The organism is Rahnella sp. CFA14(1/10) (assembly GCF_004195095.1).
GTDB lineage: Bacteria > Pseudomonadota > Gammaproteobacteria > Enterobacterales > Enterobacteriaceae > Rahnella > Rahnella perminowiae.
In genome coordinates, this window is sequence record NZ_SEWS01000003.1 from 307,367 (window position 1) to 323,186 (window position 15,820).

Consider the following 15,820-nt stretch of genomic DNA (forward strand, 5'->3'; position numbering starts at 1 on the left):
ATGAATCTCATCAGAAAAATGGATGGCAATAACATTACTAAAGCCCCGTTTTTAAAGCGTGTCGGCTGGATGGCCGTCATCTGGGGCGGCAGCGTGCTGGCGTTATTTGTTGTAGCATCGGTGTTTCATCTGCTGATGTTTGCGGCGGGAATGAGAAGTCATTAAGTGCAGAAAGTCGGAGGGGGTTTAGCAGACGACACTGCTCTGCCTTCTCCCTTTTTATTTCTCCGGATGCAGCCTGACAAAACCCGGAAATGGCAGATTTCGGCAACAAAAAGCCCGCTCGGAAGCGGGCTAAAAACAACAAAACAGACTTTTGTCTCAACTTTCTTATTATCTCCCTGGTGCAGGATTTCTTATTCTTTCACCGTCTCCTCAAGCGTGAAACGCCCTAACGGATTCTGGTGGAAATCTTTGATATTTTTACGCGTCACGTTGCGATACGGGCTGTAATACAGGTCAATCCAGTTCACGTCGGCTTTCGCCATTTTCTGCAAATCGATGTACATCTGCTCACGCTTCTTCGGATCCATTTCCACCCGGGCGGCAGCCACCAGCGCTTTCACTTTGTCATTGTGATAACGCGTCATGTAATTCATGTTCGAGTCGTGGCCCAGCGTAAAGGTGGTTTTCTGATCCGGGTCGAGAATGTCGTTAGTCCAGTACATCACCGAAATGTCATAGTCTCCCGCCACTAACATGTCCCAGCTCTGGCTCGGATCCACTTTCTGCAAGTTGGCAGTGATCCCGGCTTTTGCCAGTTGCTGTTGCAGCAGTACGGCAATCTGTTCATCCACCTCATCACCGGCATTCACCAGATATTTCAGGGTCAGGTTTTTCACCCCGGCCGCCGCCAGCAGTTGTTTGGCTTTTTCCGGATCATACGGGCGTTGCAGGTTACCGGCGTAATGATACAGCGCCCCGTCAGGAATGTAGGAGTTGGCGATTTTGCCGTAACCGAACGTCACGGTATCGATAATGGCTTTTTTATCGATGGCGAAATCCAGCGCCTGACGCACTTCCACTTTGCCCAAATCCCCGTGGGAATGGTTGATCAGCAGGTGATCCTCACGGGTTGAGGTATCCAGTTCGACCGCCAGTTTCGGGTCTTTTTGCAGCGATGAGATGCGTGAGAACGGGATCGACAGCGCCGCGTCAATTTCTCCGGCCTGCACTTTCAGCATGCGGGTATTGTCATCCGGCAGCGTCAGCCACTCGACACCATCGAGTTTCACTTTCGCGGCATCCCAGTAATACGGGTTTTTCACCAGTTCAACTTTCTCGCCGCGTGTCCACTCTTTCACGCTGAACGCGCCGGAACCGACCGGATGTTCCGCAAAGTCATCCGCACCCTGTTTGGTCAGCGCCTGTTGCGAAATCACCGAGGCATTCGGCAGCGCCAGCTGCGACAGAAACGCCGCCGACGGTGTTTTCAGGGTAATGATCAACGTATGAGCGTCGGGGGCTTTCAGCGTATCGATAATACTGTACGAATCCTTCCACAGCGATCCGGCATCATCACGGATACGCGTCAGGCTGAACACCGCATCGGAAGCGGTCACCGGCGTGCCATCAGAGAATTTCGCCTCACGCATTTTCAGCGTATAGGTTTTGCCGTCCGGCGAAATCGTCCAGCTTTCCGCCAGACCCGGCAGCAGTTTGGTGCCGGTGTTATCAACGCGCACCAGCGGATCAAAGACATTGGAGAACACCCAATTATCGGCGTTTTGCGCTGACCTGATCGGATCAAATGTAGTGCTGTCTTCACGACGACCAATGGTCAGCACCCCCGCCGCTTGCGCCATTTCGCTGACCAGACTCAGCGCCAGCAGCACTCCGGCGGCCACAACGTTAAAATGCTTTTGTTTCATATAACATTCCTTCAGTCATCGGATTAATTCCGTCGCTTTTGTGGTTTTCAAGAACACAGGCGAAGGCATGGTCGGCAATGTGCCGGGTTTCGGGTGCCGCACCCTGTCTGCACTCAGGCAGCGCAAAGGCACAGCGTGGATGGAAAGCGCAGCCCGCAGGCAGCGAAACCGGGCTGGGTGGTTCACCCTGTAACGGATGCTCCGGCAGCGGCCGGTCGGGGTCGATTTCAGGAATGGCCGCCACCAGCGCGGCGGTATACGGATGTCGCGGCGCGCTAAACACCGTTTGCGTCGGCCCGCTTTCGACAATACGCCCGAGGTACATCACCGCTACGCGGTCACACAGGCGGCGCACAATCGCCAGATCATGGGCGATAAACAGGATCGCCAGACCCATACTTTCACGCAGATCCATCAGCAGATTGATAATCTGCGCCTGAATCGACACATCCAGCGCCGCAACACATTCATCGGCGACGATCAGGCGCGGTTCGATAGCCAGCGCACGGGCAATACCGGCGCGCTGACATTGCCCGCCGCTCAATGCCTGCGGACGGCGTGTGGCATGTTCCGGGCTTAGCCCGACCAGGGTCAGCAGCGTATTAATCCGCGCGGGAATCTCCGCTTTCGTCACTTTCCTGTGTACCCGCAGCACCTCGCCGATACTTTCGCCAATCGTCTGGCGCGGATTGAGTGAGGAAAACGGATCCTGAAAGATCATGGCGGTTTGCCGGCGCAGACGGGCAATGTCGGGTTTCATACCTTCGGTAATCAGTTGCCCGTTAAAGCGAACCCGTCCGGCGCTGGTGTTTTCCAGCTGCAACATCGCCCGGCCAAGGGTACTTTTTCCGCTGCCTGATTCACCAACCAGCCCCAGCGTTTCGCCTGCACGGATGTGCAGTGATACGCCATTCACAGCCTGAACGTGGCGCTTTTTAAAACCAAAACCGGAAACCGGAAACGTCACGCAAAGATCTTCCACTTCGAGTAGCGGGTAAGGTTGCACAGTGAGATCAGGCAAATGATTCATTTCCCCTCCCGTGGATCAGCGGATGATGACAGGCGGTGGCGTGGCTGCCCGTTTGCATCGCGGGCTGGCTGTCCCGGCACAACGCCGTCGCCTGCGCACAGCGCGGATGAAAACGGCAACCGGACGGGAATCGTGCCGCTACCGGCGGCTGACCGGGTAACGTGATCAGCCGTCCGGCGCCACCTTCGCTGACCGGCTGGCAGTCAATCAGGCCACGGGTGTACGGATGCAGTGCCTGCGCCAGTACCGGGCGTTTTTCACCGGTTTCACACAAACGTCCGCCGTACATCACCGCGATGCGGTCACAGGTTTGTGCCACCACGCCCAGATCATGAGTAATCAGAATGATGGCGATACCCAGCCGGTCACGCAGATCGCGGAGCAGATGCAAAATCTGCATCTGTACGGTGACATCCAGCGCCGTGGTCGGTTCGTCGGCAATCAGCATTTTTGGTTCGCAGGCCAGCGCCACGGCGATCATTGCCCGCTGACGCATGCCGCCGGAAAACTCATGCGGGTAGTTATCTGCCCGTCGCTGTGGGTCCGGAATACCGACCTGACGCAGCAGTTCCACTGCCTGTCCCTGTGCCTCACGGCGGCTGGCCCCAAAATGCAGACGGCGGCTTTCGGCAATCTGCTGGCCGATGGTCATCACCGGATTCAGATGACTGGCCGGATTCTGGAAAATCATGCCAATTTCGCGCCCGCGAATGGCCGTCATGCGTTTATCGCTCAGGGTCAGTAAATCGGTACCGTTCAGGCGGATTTCGCCGGTGCGGATATGCAGCCCTTCGCCCGGCAGCAGGCGCATCATGGCACGGCAACTCAGCGTTTTACCGGAACCGCTTTCGCCAACCAGTCCGAGAATATCCCCCGCATTCAGCGTCAGCGAAAGCCTGTCTACCAGCGCCACACCCTGCCGGTCTTCAATGGTCAGGCCGGAAACCTGCATTAACGTCATGGTCGCTCCCCCAGTTTGTCACCCAGTCCGTCCGCCAGCAGGCTGAAACTCATCGCCAGCACCACAATCGCCAGGCCGGGGAAGGTTGTTATCCACCACGCCGTGGTAATAAAACTCTGGCCTTCAGCGACCATCACACCCCATTCTGCGACCGGCGGCTGAACGCCGAGGCCGAGATAACTCACCGACGCGCCGCTGAGTAACACCAGCACGCAGTCGGACATTGAGAACACCAGCGAACTGGTCAGCGCATTGGGCAGCAAATGCAAAAGTAAGATACGCGGATGGCTGTAGCCCAGGCTGCGCGCGGCCAGAATAAAATCCCGGTATTTCAGCGTCAGCACCTGCGAGCGCACCAGACGGGCATACGACACCCAGCCGACCATGGCCATCGCGATATAAAAACTGCCCAGTCCCGGCCCGAGAATGGCAATAACCGACAGCATCAGCACCAGAAAAGGAAACGCCAGCACCACGTCTATCACCCGCATGAAAAAGGTGTCCACTGCACCGCCGAGATACCCGGCAAACGCGCCGGTCAGCGTGCCGAAGATAAACGGAAAAATGACGCCAATCAGACAGATTTGCAGATCAATCCGTGCGCCCCACATCACACGGGAAAGAATGTCGCGGCCAAAGTTATCGGTGCCGAAAGGATGGGCGAACGATGGCGGTGACAGTGTCACTGATGCATCCTGCGCTATCGGGTCAAACGGCGCGATCCACGGGCTGAGCAGCGCAATCAGAACCCAGACACTGAGCATCACAATCCCCAGCCGCAACGCCTGCTGGCGCGGCAACCAGCGCAGATGAAAATATCCCATTCGCTGTGTCGCAATCTTTTCGGTCATGCTCATAGCTTCACCCTCGGATCCAGCGCCACAGTCAGTAAGTCCGCCAGCAAATTCACTGCGACCGTCGCCAGCGCAAACACCAGTACCACCCCCTGCACTACCATGTAATCGCGGCTGATAATGGCTTTCACCAGCAGTTGCCCCATGCCGGGAATGGCAAATACGCTTTCAATCACCACCGTGCTGCCAATCAGCCAGCCGATATTCACCGCCAGCAGATTGACCGTCGGCACCAGCGAGTTGGGCATCACATGTCGCCAGAAAATACGGTTTTCGTTCTGTCCCCGCGCACGGGCGGCGGTAACGTAATCATTCTGTAACTCCATCAGCAGACTGGCGCGAAGGTTACGGGTCAGTACCGCCGACAGCGCCAGCGCAACGGTCAGGCACGGCAGAAACAGATGATGAACCCGCTCACCAAAGTCGCTGCCATAGCCCGACACCGGAAACCAGCCGAGTGACAGGCTGAACAGCAAAATCATCATGATCGCCAGCCAGAACGCCGGTAATCCGAGGCCGATAGTAGAAAGTAGACGGATCACCTGATCCGCCAGCCGCCCGCGATGTCGCGCCGCCCCGGCCGCCAGCGGCACGGTGAACAGCATCGCCAGCACCACGCTGCCGAGCACCAGATACAGCGTGGGTTCAATACGCGACATGATAAGCTTCAGCGTATCCACGCGGTAAATCAGTGATTTGCCCATCTCGCCATGAAACAGATTGCGCAGAAAATAGAGATATTGCTGCCAGACCGGCAGATCCAGCCCGTACTGCAAACGGATGCGGGCAATGGCCTCCGGTGTGCTGCGCACCCCGAGCAGGATCCGCGCCGGATCGCCAGGTATGGCACGCACCATCGCGAAAGTCAGCATACTTATCCCCAGCAACACCGGCAGCAGTTGCAGCGGTCGCCATAACAAAAATCGGTAACGGTGCATGACAATCCTCTTAATGGCAGTTTCTGGTGCAGAGCGAGAGTCTTTTCCCCTGTGGCTTTACGTTAGCCGCAGCCAGACTCCCCCGGTAGTTAGCAAAAATACTAGGTTTGCACCCGCAGCGATGTGGCACCGCGATTGCATAACTTTTCTTTAACAAGTGAGGTTGAGCAAAATCGATGCCCGATCAGCCTATTTAGCCCGGAAAGAAATGATGTGGAGATAAATTCATGAAGCTCGCGGTGCAAGAGAGTGCAGTGTCTTTACGGGAAACCACCGTTGATGGTGCGTTTGATCAGCTTTTCGCCCAGACCTCGCGCCTGGGGTTTGATGCCCTGATTTACGATTACACGCCGGTACCGCGAACGCTCCAGGGCGAGCTGATCACGCCGTCGTTGTTGAGGATGTGCAATGTGCCCGGCGATATGCAGAGATTATGGCTGGAGAGCGGGTATTATCAGGTCGATCCGGTACAGCATTACGCCCTCGAAAGCTGCGCACCCTTTGTCTGGTCTTATCAGCGCCCGGACAATACTTCGCTGCAAAACCGACTCAGTGAACTCAATAAACCGGTTACCCATTACATGTGCGATAACAACATGCCGAGCGGTGCAACGGTGCCACTGCATTTACCGAACGGTGGCTTTGTGACCGTCACGGGCATTCATACCGGTGCGGGGCATGAGCTGGATATTCATGATGTACTGGCCGAACTGAGCCTGCTGGCGCTGACCTTTCAGGAGTGCGTGTTTCCCCTGTTCGACAGCAGCATTCTCACCTGCCGCCATGTGCATTTAAGCAAGCGCGAACGCGAATGTCTGACGTGGGCCGCGCAAGGGTTAACCGCCAAAGAGATTGCCCGCAAACTCAGCCGGTCAATTGCCACGGTCACGCTGCATCTTAATACCGCAACCCGTAAACTGGGTGCCAGTAACCGTGTGCAGGCGGTGGTGCGCGCGATGCATTACCGTTTGCTCGACAGCTGATCTGCCCGGTTTTCTATCTTTTTTACTAGCTGTTCAGCGCAGCCCCGATGTTTACCCTGTAAAGATTATTCACCGGCAGGGGAAACAAAATGTACAACATCACTGAAGGCTATGCATCGTTTCAGGAATACCAGACCTGGTATCGCATCTGTGGCGATTTAAACAGTGGCAAAACGCCGCTGGTCATTGCCCACGGCGGCCCCGGCTGCACCCATGATTACGTCGATGCTTTCCGCGATATCGCCGAAACCGGCCGCGCGGTGATCCATTATGATCAGATTGGTAATGGCCGCTCGACGCACCTTCCTGACAAACCGGCTGACTTCTGGCAGCCGTCATTTTTTCTGGCGGAACTGGACAATCTGCTACGCCATCTGGGTATTGAAAAGGATTACGCGCTGCTCGGTCAGTCCTGGGGCGGCATGCTCGGTGCTGAACACGCTGTTACCCAACCCCCGGGCCTGAAAGCGCTGGTCATTGCCAACTCTCCGGCCTCAATGGCACTCTGGCTGCAGGCCGCCGCCCGCCTGCGCAGCGAACTGCCGCCGGACGTTCAGGAAACCTTACTGGCACATGAAGCCGCCGGAACCCTTGACAGCGCGGAATACAAAGCCGCGTCGCAGGTGTTTTATGCCCGTCATGTCTGCCGCCTCGATCCGTGGCCGGAGGAAGTAAAACGCACTTTTGCGGCAATGGACCAGGATCCGACCGTGTATCTCGCCATGAACGGCCCGACCGAATTCCACGTTATCGGCAGCATGAAAAACTGGACGGTGATCGACCGTCTGCCCGCCATTAATGTGCCGGTATTGCTGATTTCCGGTCGCTACGACGAAGCGGCCCCCGAAGTGGTGCAACCGTTCGCGGATTTCATCAAAGACGCCGAATGGGTGATTTTCGAAAATTCGAGCCACATGCCACACGTCGAGGAACGTGAAGCCTGTATGAAATGCGTGGAAGGATTTTTGGCGAGCCACGGCTCACTCTGATAACGCTTAAAGGCTGCGTCGACATCATGCCGAAGCAGCCTGAAAGGGGGTTATTCGCCGATTGATTAACGGCTGGCACCGGGCGATTGCCCGGAAATGCGCTTATAAGCCCGGCTAAAAGCGGCCTGTGAGGTATAACCCAGACGCAACGCGACGGTCTCGATAGAAATCTTACTGTCTGCGAGCCACTGCGTGGCGAGTTGCATCCGCAGTTCTGTCACGTAACGCAACGGCGATACGCCAATCATAGTTTGAAAACGCGCGGCAAAAACCGAGCGCGAGATGTGCGACTCTGCCGCCAGCTCCGCCACTGTCCAGTTCCTGCCCGGCTGCCGGTGCAGCGCCAGAATTGCCTTTGCCAGCCGTGGCTCCCGCAATGCAGCGGCAATGCCCGAGGCATTTTCACATCCGCATTCAACCCACCCCCGGACAATCATTGCCGCGGCAACTTCCGCAAGCCGGGCCAGAATGCCTGCAAAGCCGATGCGGCCTGAGCATATTTCACGTTTCATTGCGTCAATTACCGGCAACAGTCCGGGATAACGTTCGCCTTTGGCATCCGCCACCATGGTGTCCGGCATTAGTTTGCCCAGACTTTGCATTCCGCCCAGATCAAACTCCATGCAGCCATAAAAAAGAATCGCGCCCGGTATCGTATCCGTACTCGGGCAGGTATCCACACCACTCACCGCTTCTCCCAGGGGCGCGACATCGAAGTCGTCAATATCCTGAGCGGTATTGTCTGGTTCAGAAAGAAGCTGATGTGCCATTCCATGCGGCAGAAAAACGACATCCCCGGCAGACAAGGGGTGAAGCACGCCATCCCCGGTATTAAGGACAGCAGAACCGACGGCAAGATAGTGAAAATAAGCATGGCCGGGCCTCGGTTTGAAAGCCATGCCAAACTCAGGGCCGGTCTGGATGCGACGATATTGCACACCGCGCAGACGCATGCCTGTCAGGAGTTCACTGATCAGGTCAGATGAAAGGGCAAAGGGATCGTGCTGTGTCATTTCAGGAGTAATAGTCAAAAAACAAGGATTACGAATCATAGATCATCTCAACCATCCTGCCTAGAATTTGCGCTACGTTAATTTTCAGGAATGTTTGAAATGAATCATAAAACGCAGGGCTCAGCGCCCGCGATCCAACGAGATGTGCAACAGGCTCCGCCGGCGTGGATGGCCGTCTTCTCCCTCACCATGGGCGTGTTCGGCTTGCTCACGGCGGAATACCTGCCAGCCAGCCTGTTAACGCCCATGGCCTCAGACCTGCAGGTGACGGAAGCCTTAGCGGGTCAGGCGGTGACGGTCACCGCTGTTATCGCGCTGTTTGCCGGGCTGCTGGTTCCGGGTCTGACGCGTAAGCTTGATCGCAGAACCGTCCTGTTAAGTTTTACCGTGCTGATGATCGCCTCAAACCTGCTGGTCGCCCTTTCCTCAAGCCTTGTCGTGTTGCTGGTGATGCGGATCCTTCTTGGCGTCGCGCTGGGCGGATTCTGGAGTATGGCCGCAGCGGTGGCGATGCGGCTGGTTCCGGAGAAATTCGTGCCGAGAGCCCTGTCGGTTATCTTCAGTGGCATCGCCGTAGGAACCGTCGTTTCGGTGCCGCTGGGAAGTTTTCTCGGTGAGCTCTATGGCTGGCGCAGCGCGTTTATTGCCGCGGCTCTGGTGGGAGGGGTCACGCTTGCTTTTCAGTGGTTCACATTACCGCGCATGGCTCCCCGTCAGGTTACGCATACAGAATCAGTCTTAACCTTACTGCGCCGTCCCGGCATTGCAACGGGGATGTTTGGTTGCGTGCTGGCACATACCGGTCAGTATGCCCTGTTTACGTATATTCGCCCTTCTCTGGAAAGCGTGAGTCATATTGATGCGGGCGGACTGGCCCTGCTCTTGCTCGGATTCGGTGTGGCCAATTTTGCAGGTACATTGCTGGCTGGCTGGGTAATGACTTACAGCCTTCGTCTGACGCTCATTGTAATGCCTTGCCTGGTCGGCATCGCGGCATTGGGAATGATATTACTGCCCGTTCAGATAACCGGGCTCACTCTGCTGGTTTTGCTCTGGGGGCTGGCATTCGGCGGTGTGCCCGTCGCCTGGTCAAACTGGGTAACCCGCTCGGTGCCCGATCAGGCTGAGAGCGCAGGAGGCATGGTGGTGGCTGCCGTGCAATCTTCTATCGCGGCCGGTGCGGCACTGGGAGGTGTCATGTTCGGACTGGGGGGGATCTCCGGGGTATTTATTACCGCGGGTATTGTGATGTTAAGTGCCGCGCTGATCATTGCCTTGTGCGTCAGGGTCGGTCTGTCCGGCGACGGTGCAGAAAGCGCGTCCTTCCAGCACGGATAGCGTCAGGAAATACGCTGACAATCTTTCAGTAAATTCCTAAAAATAACTAAAATTAATTCCACACAAACATTGTTGCTATCGTGTTCAAATACTCAATTTATCATCATGTTAAAACTGTTTCCGGCTTATTTCCGTGAACAGGTCAGGGCTATAACAGTTATATTAAAATTGAGTCTGCGTTTTAGAGGTACGTTTTATTCCCGGCGTAGGTAAAACAAACTGATAAGACATAAAAACTTATTAATCAATAGATTATATTGTGGTAGCAGCAATGTTTTCAATTTTCATACAATGTAGCCGGGAAATAAAATCATTTTGAACCCGTGAACAACCATGATCACACCCCATTGAATTATAAATATAAAAAATAAAATCACCTGAACTGTTATAGTACTTTTTCACGAAACTGTATCTACTTCTAAAAATAATCTCAGTGCACAATCGTTTCGACTAAAATCCGTATAAATCGCAAGAATACAATTTATGTTACGTTTAATTAACTTGTCCCATTTTCTCTATAGGGGATGTAAGCAATGTTTGGATTAGATGCTTTTCACCTGGCAAGAATACAATTCGCTTTCACCGTTTCTTTTCACATCATATTTCCTGCCATTACGATCGGGCTGGCAAGTTTTCTGGCTGTGCTTGAAGGAATGTGGCTGAAAACTGGCCATCGCAGTTATCGGGATCTCTATCATTTCTGGTCCAAAATTTTTGCTGTTAACTTTGGTATGGGCGTTGTGTCAGGGCTGGTCATGGCGTACCAGTTCGGCACTAACTGGAGCGGGTTCTCGCAATTTGCCGGCAGTATCACCGGCCCTTTACTGACTTATGAAGTACTCACCGCCTTCTTCCTGGAAGCGGGTTTTCTGGGCGTGATGTTGTTTGGCTGGAACCGGGTCGGACCGGGCCTGCATTTCTTTGCTACCTGCATGGTGGCGCTGGGCACCCTTATCTCTACCTTTTGGATCCTGGCGTCGAACAGCTGGATGCATACCCCGCAAGGCTATGAAATTGTGAATGGCGTCGTAGTGCCAACGGACTGGTTTAAAATCATTTTTAATCCGTCATTTCCTTATCGCCTGTTCCATATGTCCATCGCGGCATTCCTCGCCAGTGCGTTCTTTGTCGGCGCCTCGGGTGCCTGGCACCTGCTTCGCGGCAACGATACGCCAGCGGTTCGGAAAATGTTTTCCATGGCGTTGTGGATGGCGTTGTTCGTCGCCCCCATTCAGGCAATGGTCGGCGATGCCCACGGCCTGAATACTCTGGAACATCAACCCGCGAAAATTGCAGCAATCGAAGGCCACTGGGAAAACCGGCCCGGAGAGTCCACGCCGTTAATTCTGTTCGGCATGCCGGATATGCAACAGGAACGGACGAAATATGCGCTTGAGGTCCCCTATCTGGGCAGCCTGATCCTCACGCATAGTTTGGAGAAACAAGTGCCCGCGCTGAAAAGTTTCCCGAAAGAAGATCGCCCTTTCTCACCGGTCATTTTCTGGTCTTTCCGGGTGATGGTGGCTCTCGGTCTGCTGATGATCACAGCCGGTGTGCTGGGTGCCTGGCTGCGTTATAAAAAGAGGCTTTATCAGTCCCGTCCGTTCCTTTGGTTTACCTTGCTGATGGGGCCTTCCGGTCTGATTGCCCTGCTGGCAGGCTGGTTTACCACTGAAATTGGCCGACAGCCATGGGTCGTTTATGGCGTTCAGCGCACCCGTGATGCTGTCTCCGCACACGGTGAAATGCACATGAGCCTCAGCCTGTTAGCTTTCCTGCTGGTTTATTCATCGGTCTTTGGTATCGGATACGTCTATCTTATGCGCCTGATTAAGAAAGGGCCGGTGACCGGTGAAGGCGATGAGGTTTCGCACGGCGGACCCGGTAAGAAAAGCACACCCGCACGTCCGCTGTCTGCTGCACATGAAGGGTTGAACACCGCCGGGGGAAATAAAAACCATGATTGATTATACTGTTATATGGTTTGCCATTATCGTATTTGCGAACCTGATGTACATCGTGATGGATGGCTTTGATCTGGGTATTGGCATTTTATTCCCGTTCAATAAAGACAAAACCGAACGCGACATGATGGTCAACACCGTTGCGCCGGTCTGGGACGGTAATGAAACCTGGCTGGTACTGGGCGGTGCAGCCTTATACGGAGCCTTCCCGCTGGCCTATTCGGTTATCGCCGATGCACTGTCCGTCCCGTTAACCCTGATGCTTTTCGGTCTGATATTCCGCGGTGTGGCGTTTGAATTTCGTTTCAAAGCCACGGAGAAGCATCGTCCGTTCTGGGATAAATCGTTTATTGCAGGCTCGATCGTGGCAACCTTCAGTCAGGGGATAGCCGTCGGCACCGTGCTCAATGGTTTTGAGGTCACGGGCAGGACGTTTACCGGCCCGGCATTAAGCTGGCTGGCTCCCTTCCCCCTTTTCTGTGGCGTTGGCCTGGTGGTCGCCTACGCGCTGCTCGGCTGTACCTGGCTTATCATGAAAACCGAAAATTCCCTGCATCAGAAAATGTGCAGACTCGCCAGACCCCTGGTCATCACCTTGCTGGCGATCATAGGTATTATCAGTATCTGGACACCGCTGACGCATGCCGATATCGCGCATCGCTGGTTCAGCATGCCAAATCTGATCGCATTTCTGCCTGTACCCGTCCTGGTCTTAGCCTGTACCTGGGGAATTTTGCGGGCGATAAAAAGTCACGCGCACTATATGCCGTTCCTGCTGACTCTCGCGCTTGTTTTCCTCGGATTTTCGGGGCTCGGGATTAGTATCTGGCCGAATATTATTCCTCCGTCCATCTCAATTTGGGATGCAGCGTCGTCTCCAAAAAGTCTGGCATTTATGCTGGTTGGCGCGATGGTCATTATTCCCGTTATCCTGATTTATACCTTCTGGAGTTATTACGTGTTCCGCGGGAAAATCAAGGAAAACGAGGGTTATCATTGATCTGAATATTACCGGGCGGCGTGACGGCATTATTTTCGCCCGGTTTTCACAGGAGGTTCCTGATGCAGGATCAGACAATCAATAGGAAGCAGCCATTCTGGAAGCGCGTCGTCTGGCTGATAATCATTTATACGTTAAGTGTATTATCGCTGGCTGTGGTGGCATTCTTATTCAGAATGATGATGACAGCCGCCGGAATGAAATCGCATTAAAAATAAGTGATGACATGCAGCGGCTTTTCTTACCCTTGCCCAAAAATCTTAATCACCGCATCCAGATGTTCCTTCATCGCCTTCCTGGCGGCGCGACTGTCTCTGGCCTCCAGCGCCGTCAGGATCTCAAGGTGTTCAATCTCAGAACGGTGCGGCATGTCCTGCGGGGTGTAATGTAATTGCAGGCTACGGAACATGGTGCCATAACGGTGGCCAAGCAGGTGGGCGATGATAAATGCATAGGCCGGATTACCGCTGGCCTGAGCGATGCGGATATGAAATAAACGGTCGCCGGGATGCGTTGCTGAACCATGACGGTTATCGCGACAATTCTGCTCATATGCCTGCCTGATCGCCGCCAGTTCCTCGTCAGTTGCGTTTCTTGCCGCCAGTGCGGCCGTTTCAGGTTCTATCAGACGGCGGGTTTGCAACAGCGAAAAAGGGGGCAATTCAGCAGTAAAATCCAGCGCGATATTCAGCTCATCATCCACGTCCGCCCACTGGTTGCGTCCCGCCTGAGACATCACCGGCTCCAGCGAGGGCGTAGCCGCAACGACAGGCGGCTGACGGACAATTACGCCGTTTCCCACCCGCACATCCACCAGCCCGATCACTTCCAGCGCAATCAGGGCTTCACGCACCGAGGCGCGGCTCACCTGTAACTGACTCGCCAGTTCACGTTCAGCCGGAAGACGACTGCCGGGTGGAAATTCTTTATTATCAATCAACGTTTTTAGCTGGTCAGCTATCTGCCTGTATATTCTGGGATTTTCTAACTTTTTTATCGGCATCGCACACCTGAGGTCAATTCTCATTAAGTGATTCAGCTAGCATTTTTCGGACAAAAATCTTGCTGATTTGTTTTATGCATGTAAAAAATTGGTTAACGGGAATGGCGTTTTAAGCAGAAGCTTGCCGGACATCTTAGCAAAAAGTACTGCTTTTAACGCGTTTTTTTCACCTTCAATGGCCTGACCATTAGACCTATAAAGCGATATTTGATGGGGAATTGCTATGAACCTGGCAGGGAAAAAAGTTCTGATCACCGCCGCCGGACAAGGTATTGGCTTCAACACCGCCACGCTTTTTGCCCTGGAGGGTGCCGAGGTAATTGCCACCGACATCAATATCGGTGCGTTACAGAATATTCCGGGGATTACCCCGCGCTTACTTGATGTGACAGACCCGCGGGCGATTGCTGCTTTGGCAGAAGAAACCGGCCCGCTCGATGTGCTGTTCAACTGCGCCGGGGTGGTCCACAGCGGCGATATCCTCGCCTGTACAGAAAACGAATGGCAGTTTGCGCTCGATCTCAATGTCACTGCGATGTTTCACATGATCCGCGCTTTTCTGCCCGCCATGCTTGAGCGCGGCAGCGGTTCAGTGATCAACATGTCATCCGTTGCCTCGAGCATCAAAGGTGTGCCGAACCGCTTTGCATACAGCGCCTCAAAAGCGGCTGTGATTGGCCTGACCCGCTCTGTTGCTGCGGATTACGTCACCCGAGGCATTCGCTGTAACGCGATTTGTCCGGGCACGGTGGAATCTCCGTCCCTGCGCCAGCGTATTGCCGCACAGGCGCAGGCCGAAGGCCGCAGCGAAGCTGAGGTGTACGCCGCGTTCGTTGCCCGCCAGCCGATCGGGCGCATCGGTAAAACCGAAGAAATCGCCCGGCTGGCACTGTATCTGGCCTCCGACGCCAGTTCTTATACCACCGGCACGGTGCAAATTATTGACGGCGGCTGGAGCAACTGAGTCGACCGCGGCTAACAACATCTGACTTTCACAGAAGGATACTGACACATGAAATTATTACGTTACGGCAATCCGGGTTCTGAGCGCCCGGGCCTGGTGGATGACAACGGCCAGTTACGCGATCTCAGCGCACATATCGCCGATATCCGTGGCGAATTTTTACAGCCCGAAACGCTGGATAAGCTGCGCCAGCTCGATCCGCACAGCCTGCCACGGATCAGCGGCGAACCCCGTCTGGGTGCCTGTGTGGGTAGTGTGGGGAAATTCATCTGTATCGGCCTGAACTACGCCGATCATGCGGCCGAAACCGGCGCAGAAATCCCGCAAGAACCGGTAGTTTTTAGCAAATGGACCAGTGCGATTGTCGGACCAAACGATGACGTGGAGATCCCCCGGGATTCGGTTAAAACCGACTGGGAAGTAGAGCTTGGTGTCGTGATCGGCACCGGCGGGCGCTATATCAGCGAAGCCGATGCGATGTCACACATCGCCGGTTACTGCGTGATCAACGATGTCTCTGAGCGCGAATTTCAGATTGAACGCGGCGGTACCTGGGACAAAGGCAAAGGCTGCGACACCTTTGGTCCGACCGGCCCGTGGCTGGTGACGGCGGATGAAATCCCTGACCCGCACCAGCTGAATTTGTGGCTGGAAGTGGACGGCAAACGCTATCAGAACGGCAATACGCGCACCATGATTTTCCGGATCCCCGAAATCATCAGTTATCTCAGCCGTTTCATGAGCCTGCAACCCGGCGACATCATTTCAACCGGCACACCGCCGGGCGTCGGACTGGGGCAAAAACCACCGGTATACCTGAAAGCCGGTCAGGTCATGCGGCTTGGCATTGAAGGTTTGGGTGAACAGCGTCAGAAGACAGTGCAGGCATAGCCCCTTTACGCTAAAGGAATT

Annotated in this window: 16 protein-coding genes; 9 read left to right on the forward strand and 7 right to left on the reverse strand. The window is 54.7% G+C overall.

All coding sequences use genetic code 11. The annotated features are described in order from the left end of the window. Window positions 1-165, forward strand: coding sequence for a DUF2474 domain-containing protein (locus tag EVX52_RS08005; protein WP_129953501.1), 165 nt, complete (start codon window positions 1-3; stop codon window positions 163-165). A gap of 191 nt (window positions 166-356) precedes the next feature. On the opposite strand, the gene EVX52_RS08010 is transcribed toward EVX52_RS08005, so the two are convergent. The 5 genes from EVX52_RS08010 to EVX52_RS08030 are packed head-to-tail and all read right to left on the reverse strand — an operon-like array spanning window position 357 to window position 5,654. Beyond that, window positions 357-1,871, reverse strand: a complete 1,515-nt coding sequence (locus EVX52_RS08010; RefSeq protein ID WP_129953500.1) for an ABC transporter substrate-binding protein — start codon at window positions 1,869-1,871, stop codon at window positions 357-359. Beyond that, on the reverse strand, window positions 1,852-2,901 hold the full coding sequence (locus tag EVX52_RS08015) for an ABC transporter ATP-binding protein (RefSeq protein ID WP_129953499.1): 1,050 nt from the start codon (window positions 2,899-2,901) through the stop codon (window positions 1,852-1,854). The genes EVX52_RS08010 and EVX52_RS08015 overlap by 20 nt, the downstream gene beginning before the upstream one ends. After that, on the reverse strand, window positions 2,885-3,862 hold the full coding sequence (locus EVX52_RS08020) for an ABC transporter ATP-binding protein (protein WP_129953498.1): 978 nt from the start codon (window positions 3,860-3,862) through the stop codon (window positions 2,885-2,887). The genes EVX52_RS08015 and EVX52_RS08020 overlap by 17 nt, the downstream gene beginning before the upstream one ends. Then, window positions 3,859-4,719, reverse strand: a complete 861-nt coding sequence (locus EVX52_RS08025) for an ABC transporter permease (RefSeq protein ID WP_129991046.1) — start codon at window positions 4,717-4,719, stop codon at window positions 3,859-3,861. The genes EVX52_RS08020 and EVX52_RS08025 overlap by 4 nt, the downstream gene beginning before the upstream one ends. Beyond that, entirely contained in the window at window positions 4,716-5,654 is a 939-nt protein-coding gene (locus EVX52_RS08030; protein WP_129953496.1) for an ABC transporter permease, read from the reverse strand. Before EVX52_RS08030 ends, EVX52_RS08025 begins: the two co-directional genes overlap by 4 nt. A gap of 227 nt (window positions 5,655-5,881) precedes the next feature. On the opposite strand from EVX52_RS08030, the gene EVX52_RS08035 reads away from it, so the two are divergent. Together EVX52_RS08035 and EVX52_RS08040 are read left to right on the forward strand one after the other, a co-directional pair. Continuing rightward, window positions 5,882-6,637: a LuxR family transcriptional regulator gene (locus EVX52_RS08035; RefSeq protein ID WP_129953495.1), complete on the forward strand. Its 756-nt coding sequence runs from the start codon at window positions 5,882-5,884 to the stop codon at window positions 6,635-6,637. 89 nt (window positions 6,638-6,726) lie between these two features. Beyond that, window positions 6,727-7,626, forward strand: coding sequence for a proline iminopeptidase-family hydrolase (locus EVX52_RS08040; RefSeq protein ID WP_129953494.1), 900 nt, complete (start codon window positions 6,727-6,729; stop codon window positions 7,624-7,626). Between the two features lie 65 nt (window positions 7,627-7,691). On the opposite strand, the gene EVX52_RS08045 is transcribed toward EVX52_RS08040, so the two are convergent. After that, window positions 7,692-8,678 (reverse strand): AraC family transcriptional regulator, encoded by a 987-nt coding sequence (locus EVX52_RS08045; protein ID WP_129991047.1) that lies wholly within the window; start codon window positions 8,676-8,678, stop codon window positions 7,692-7,694. Window positions 8,679-8,738: 60 nt separating this feature from the next. On the opposite strand from EVX52_RS08045, the gene EVX52_RS08050 reads away from it, so the two are divergent. The 4 genes from EVX52_RS08050 (at window position 8,739) to EVX52_RS08065 (ending at window position 13,153) form a co-directional block, all read left to right on the forward strand. Next, a complete protein-coding gene (locus EVX52_RS08050; protein WP_129953492.1) occupies window positions 8,739-9,977 on the forward strand; it encodes an MFS transporter in 1,239 nt (412 codons plus the stop codon). Window positions 9,978-10,510: 533 nt separating this feature from the next. Next, on the forward strand, window positions 10,511-11,944 hold the full coding sequence (locus tag EVX52_RS08055; protein ID WP_129953491.1) for a cytochrome ubiquinol oxidase subunit I: 1,434 nt from the start codon (window positions 10,511-10,513) through the stop codon (window positions 11,942-11,944). Then, window positions 11,937-12,941 (forward strand): cytochrome d ubiquinol oxidase subunit II, encoded by a 1,005-nt coding sequence (cydB, locus tag EVX52_RS08060; protein ID WP_129991048.1) that lies wholly within the window; start codon window positions 11,937-11,939, stop codon window positions 12,939-12,941. Before EVX52_RS08055 ends, cydB begins: the two co-directional genes overlap by 8 nt. Window positions 12,942-13,003: 62 nt before the next feature. Beyond that, window positions 13,004-13,153, forward strand: coding sequence for a DUF2474 domain-containing protein (locus EVX52_RS08065; protein WP_129953489.1), 150 nt, complete (start codon window positions 13,004-13,006; stop codon window positions 13,151-13,153). A 29-nt stretch (window positions 13,154-13,182) separates the two neighbouring features. On the opposite strand, the gene EVX52_RS08070 is transcribed toward EVX52_RS08065, so the two are convergent. Continuing rightward, on the reverse strand, window positions 13,183-13,944 hold the full coding sequence (locus EVX52_RS08070) for a FadR/GntR family transcriptional regulator (protein ID WP_129991049.1): 762 nt from the start codon (window positions 13,942-13,944) through the stop codon (window positions 13,183-13,185). 223 nt (window positions 13,945-14,167) lie between these two features. Here EVX52_RS08070 and EVX52_RS08075 point away from each other — a divergent pair, with 223 nt between their 5' ends. Together EVX52_RS08075 and EVX52_RS08080 are read left to right on the forward strand one after the other, a co-directional pair. Continuing rightward, on the forward strand, window positions 14,168-14,908 hold the full coding sequence (locus tag EVX52_RS08075) for an SDR family oxidoreductase (protein ID WP_129991050.1): 741 nt from the start codon (window positions 14,168-14,170) through the stop codon (window positions 14,906-14,908). A 48-nt stretch (window positions 14,909-14,956) separates the two neighbouring features. Further along, window positions 14,957-15,799 carry a fumarylacetoacetate hydrolase family protein gene (locus EVX52_RS08080; RefSeq protein ID WP_129991051.1) on the forward strand — a complete coding sequence of 281 codons (843 nt, stop codon included), beginning with the start codon at window positions 14,957-14,959 and terminating at the stop codon, window positions 15,797-15,799. Window positions 15,800-15,820 lie beyond the last annotated feature (21 nt).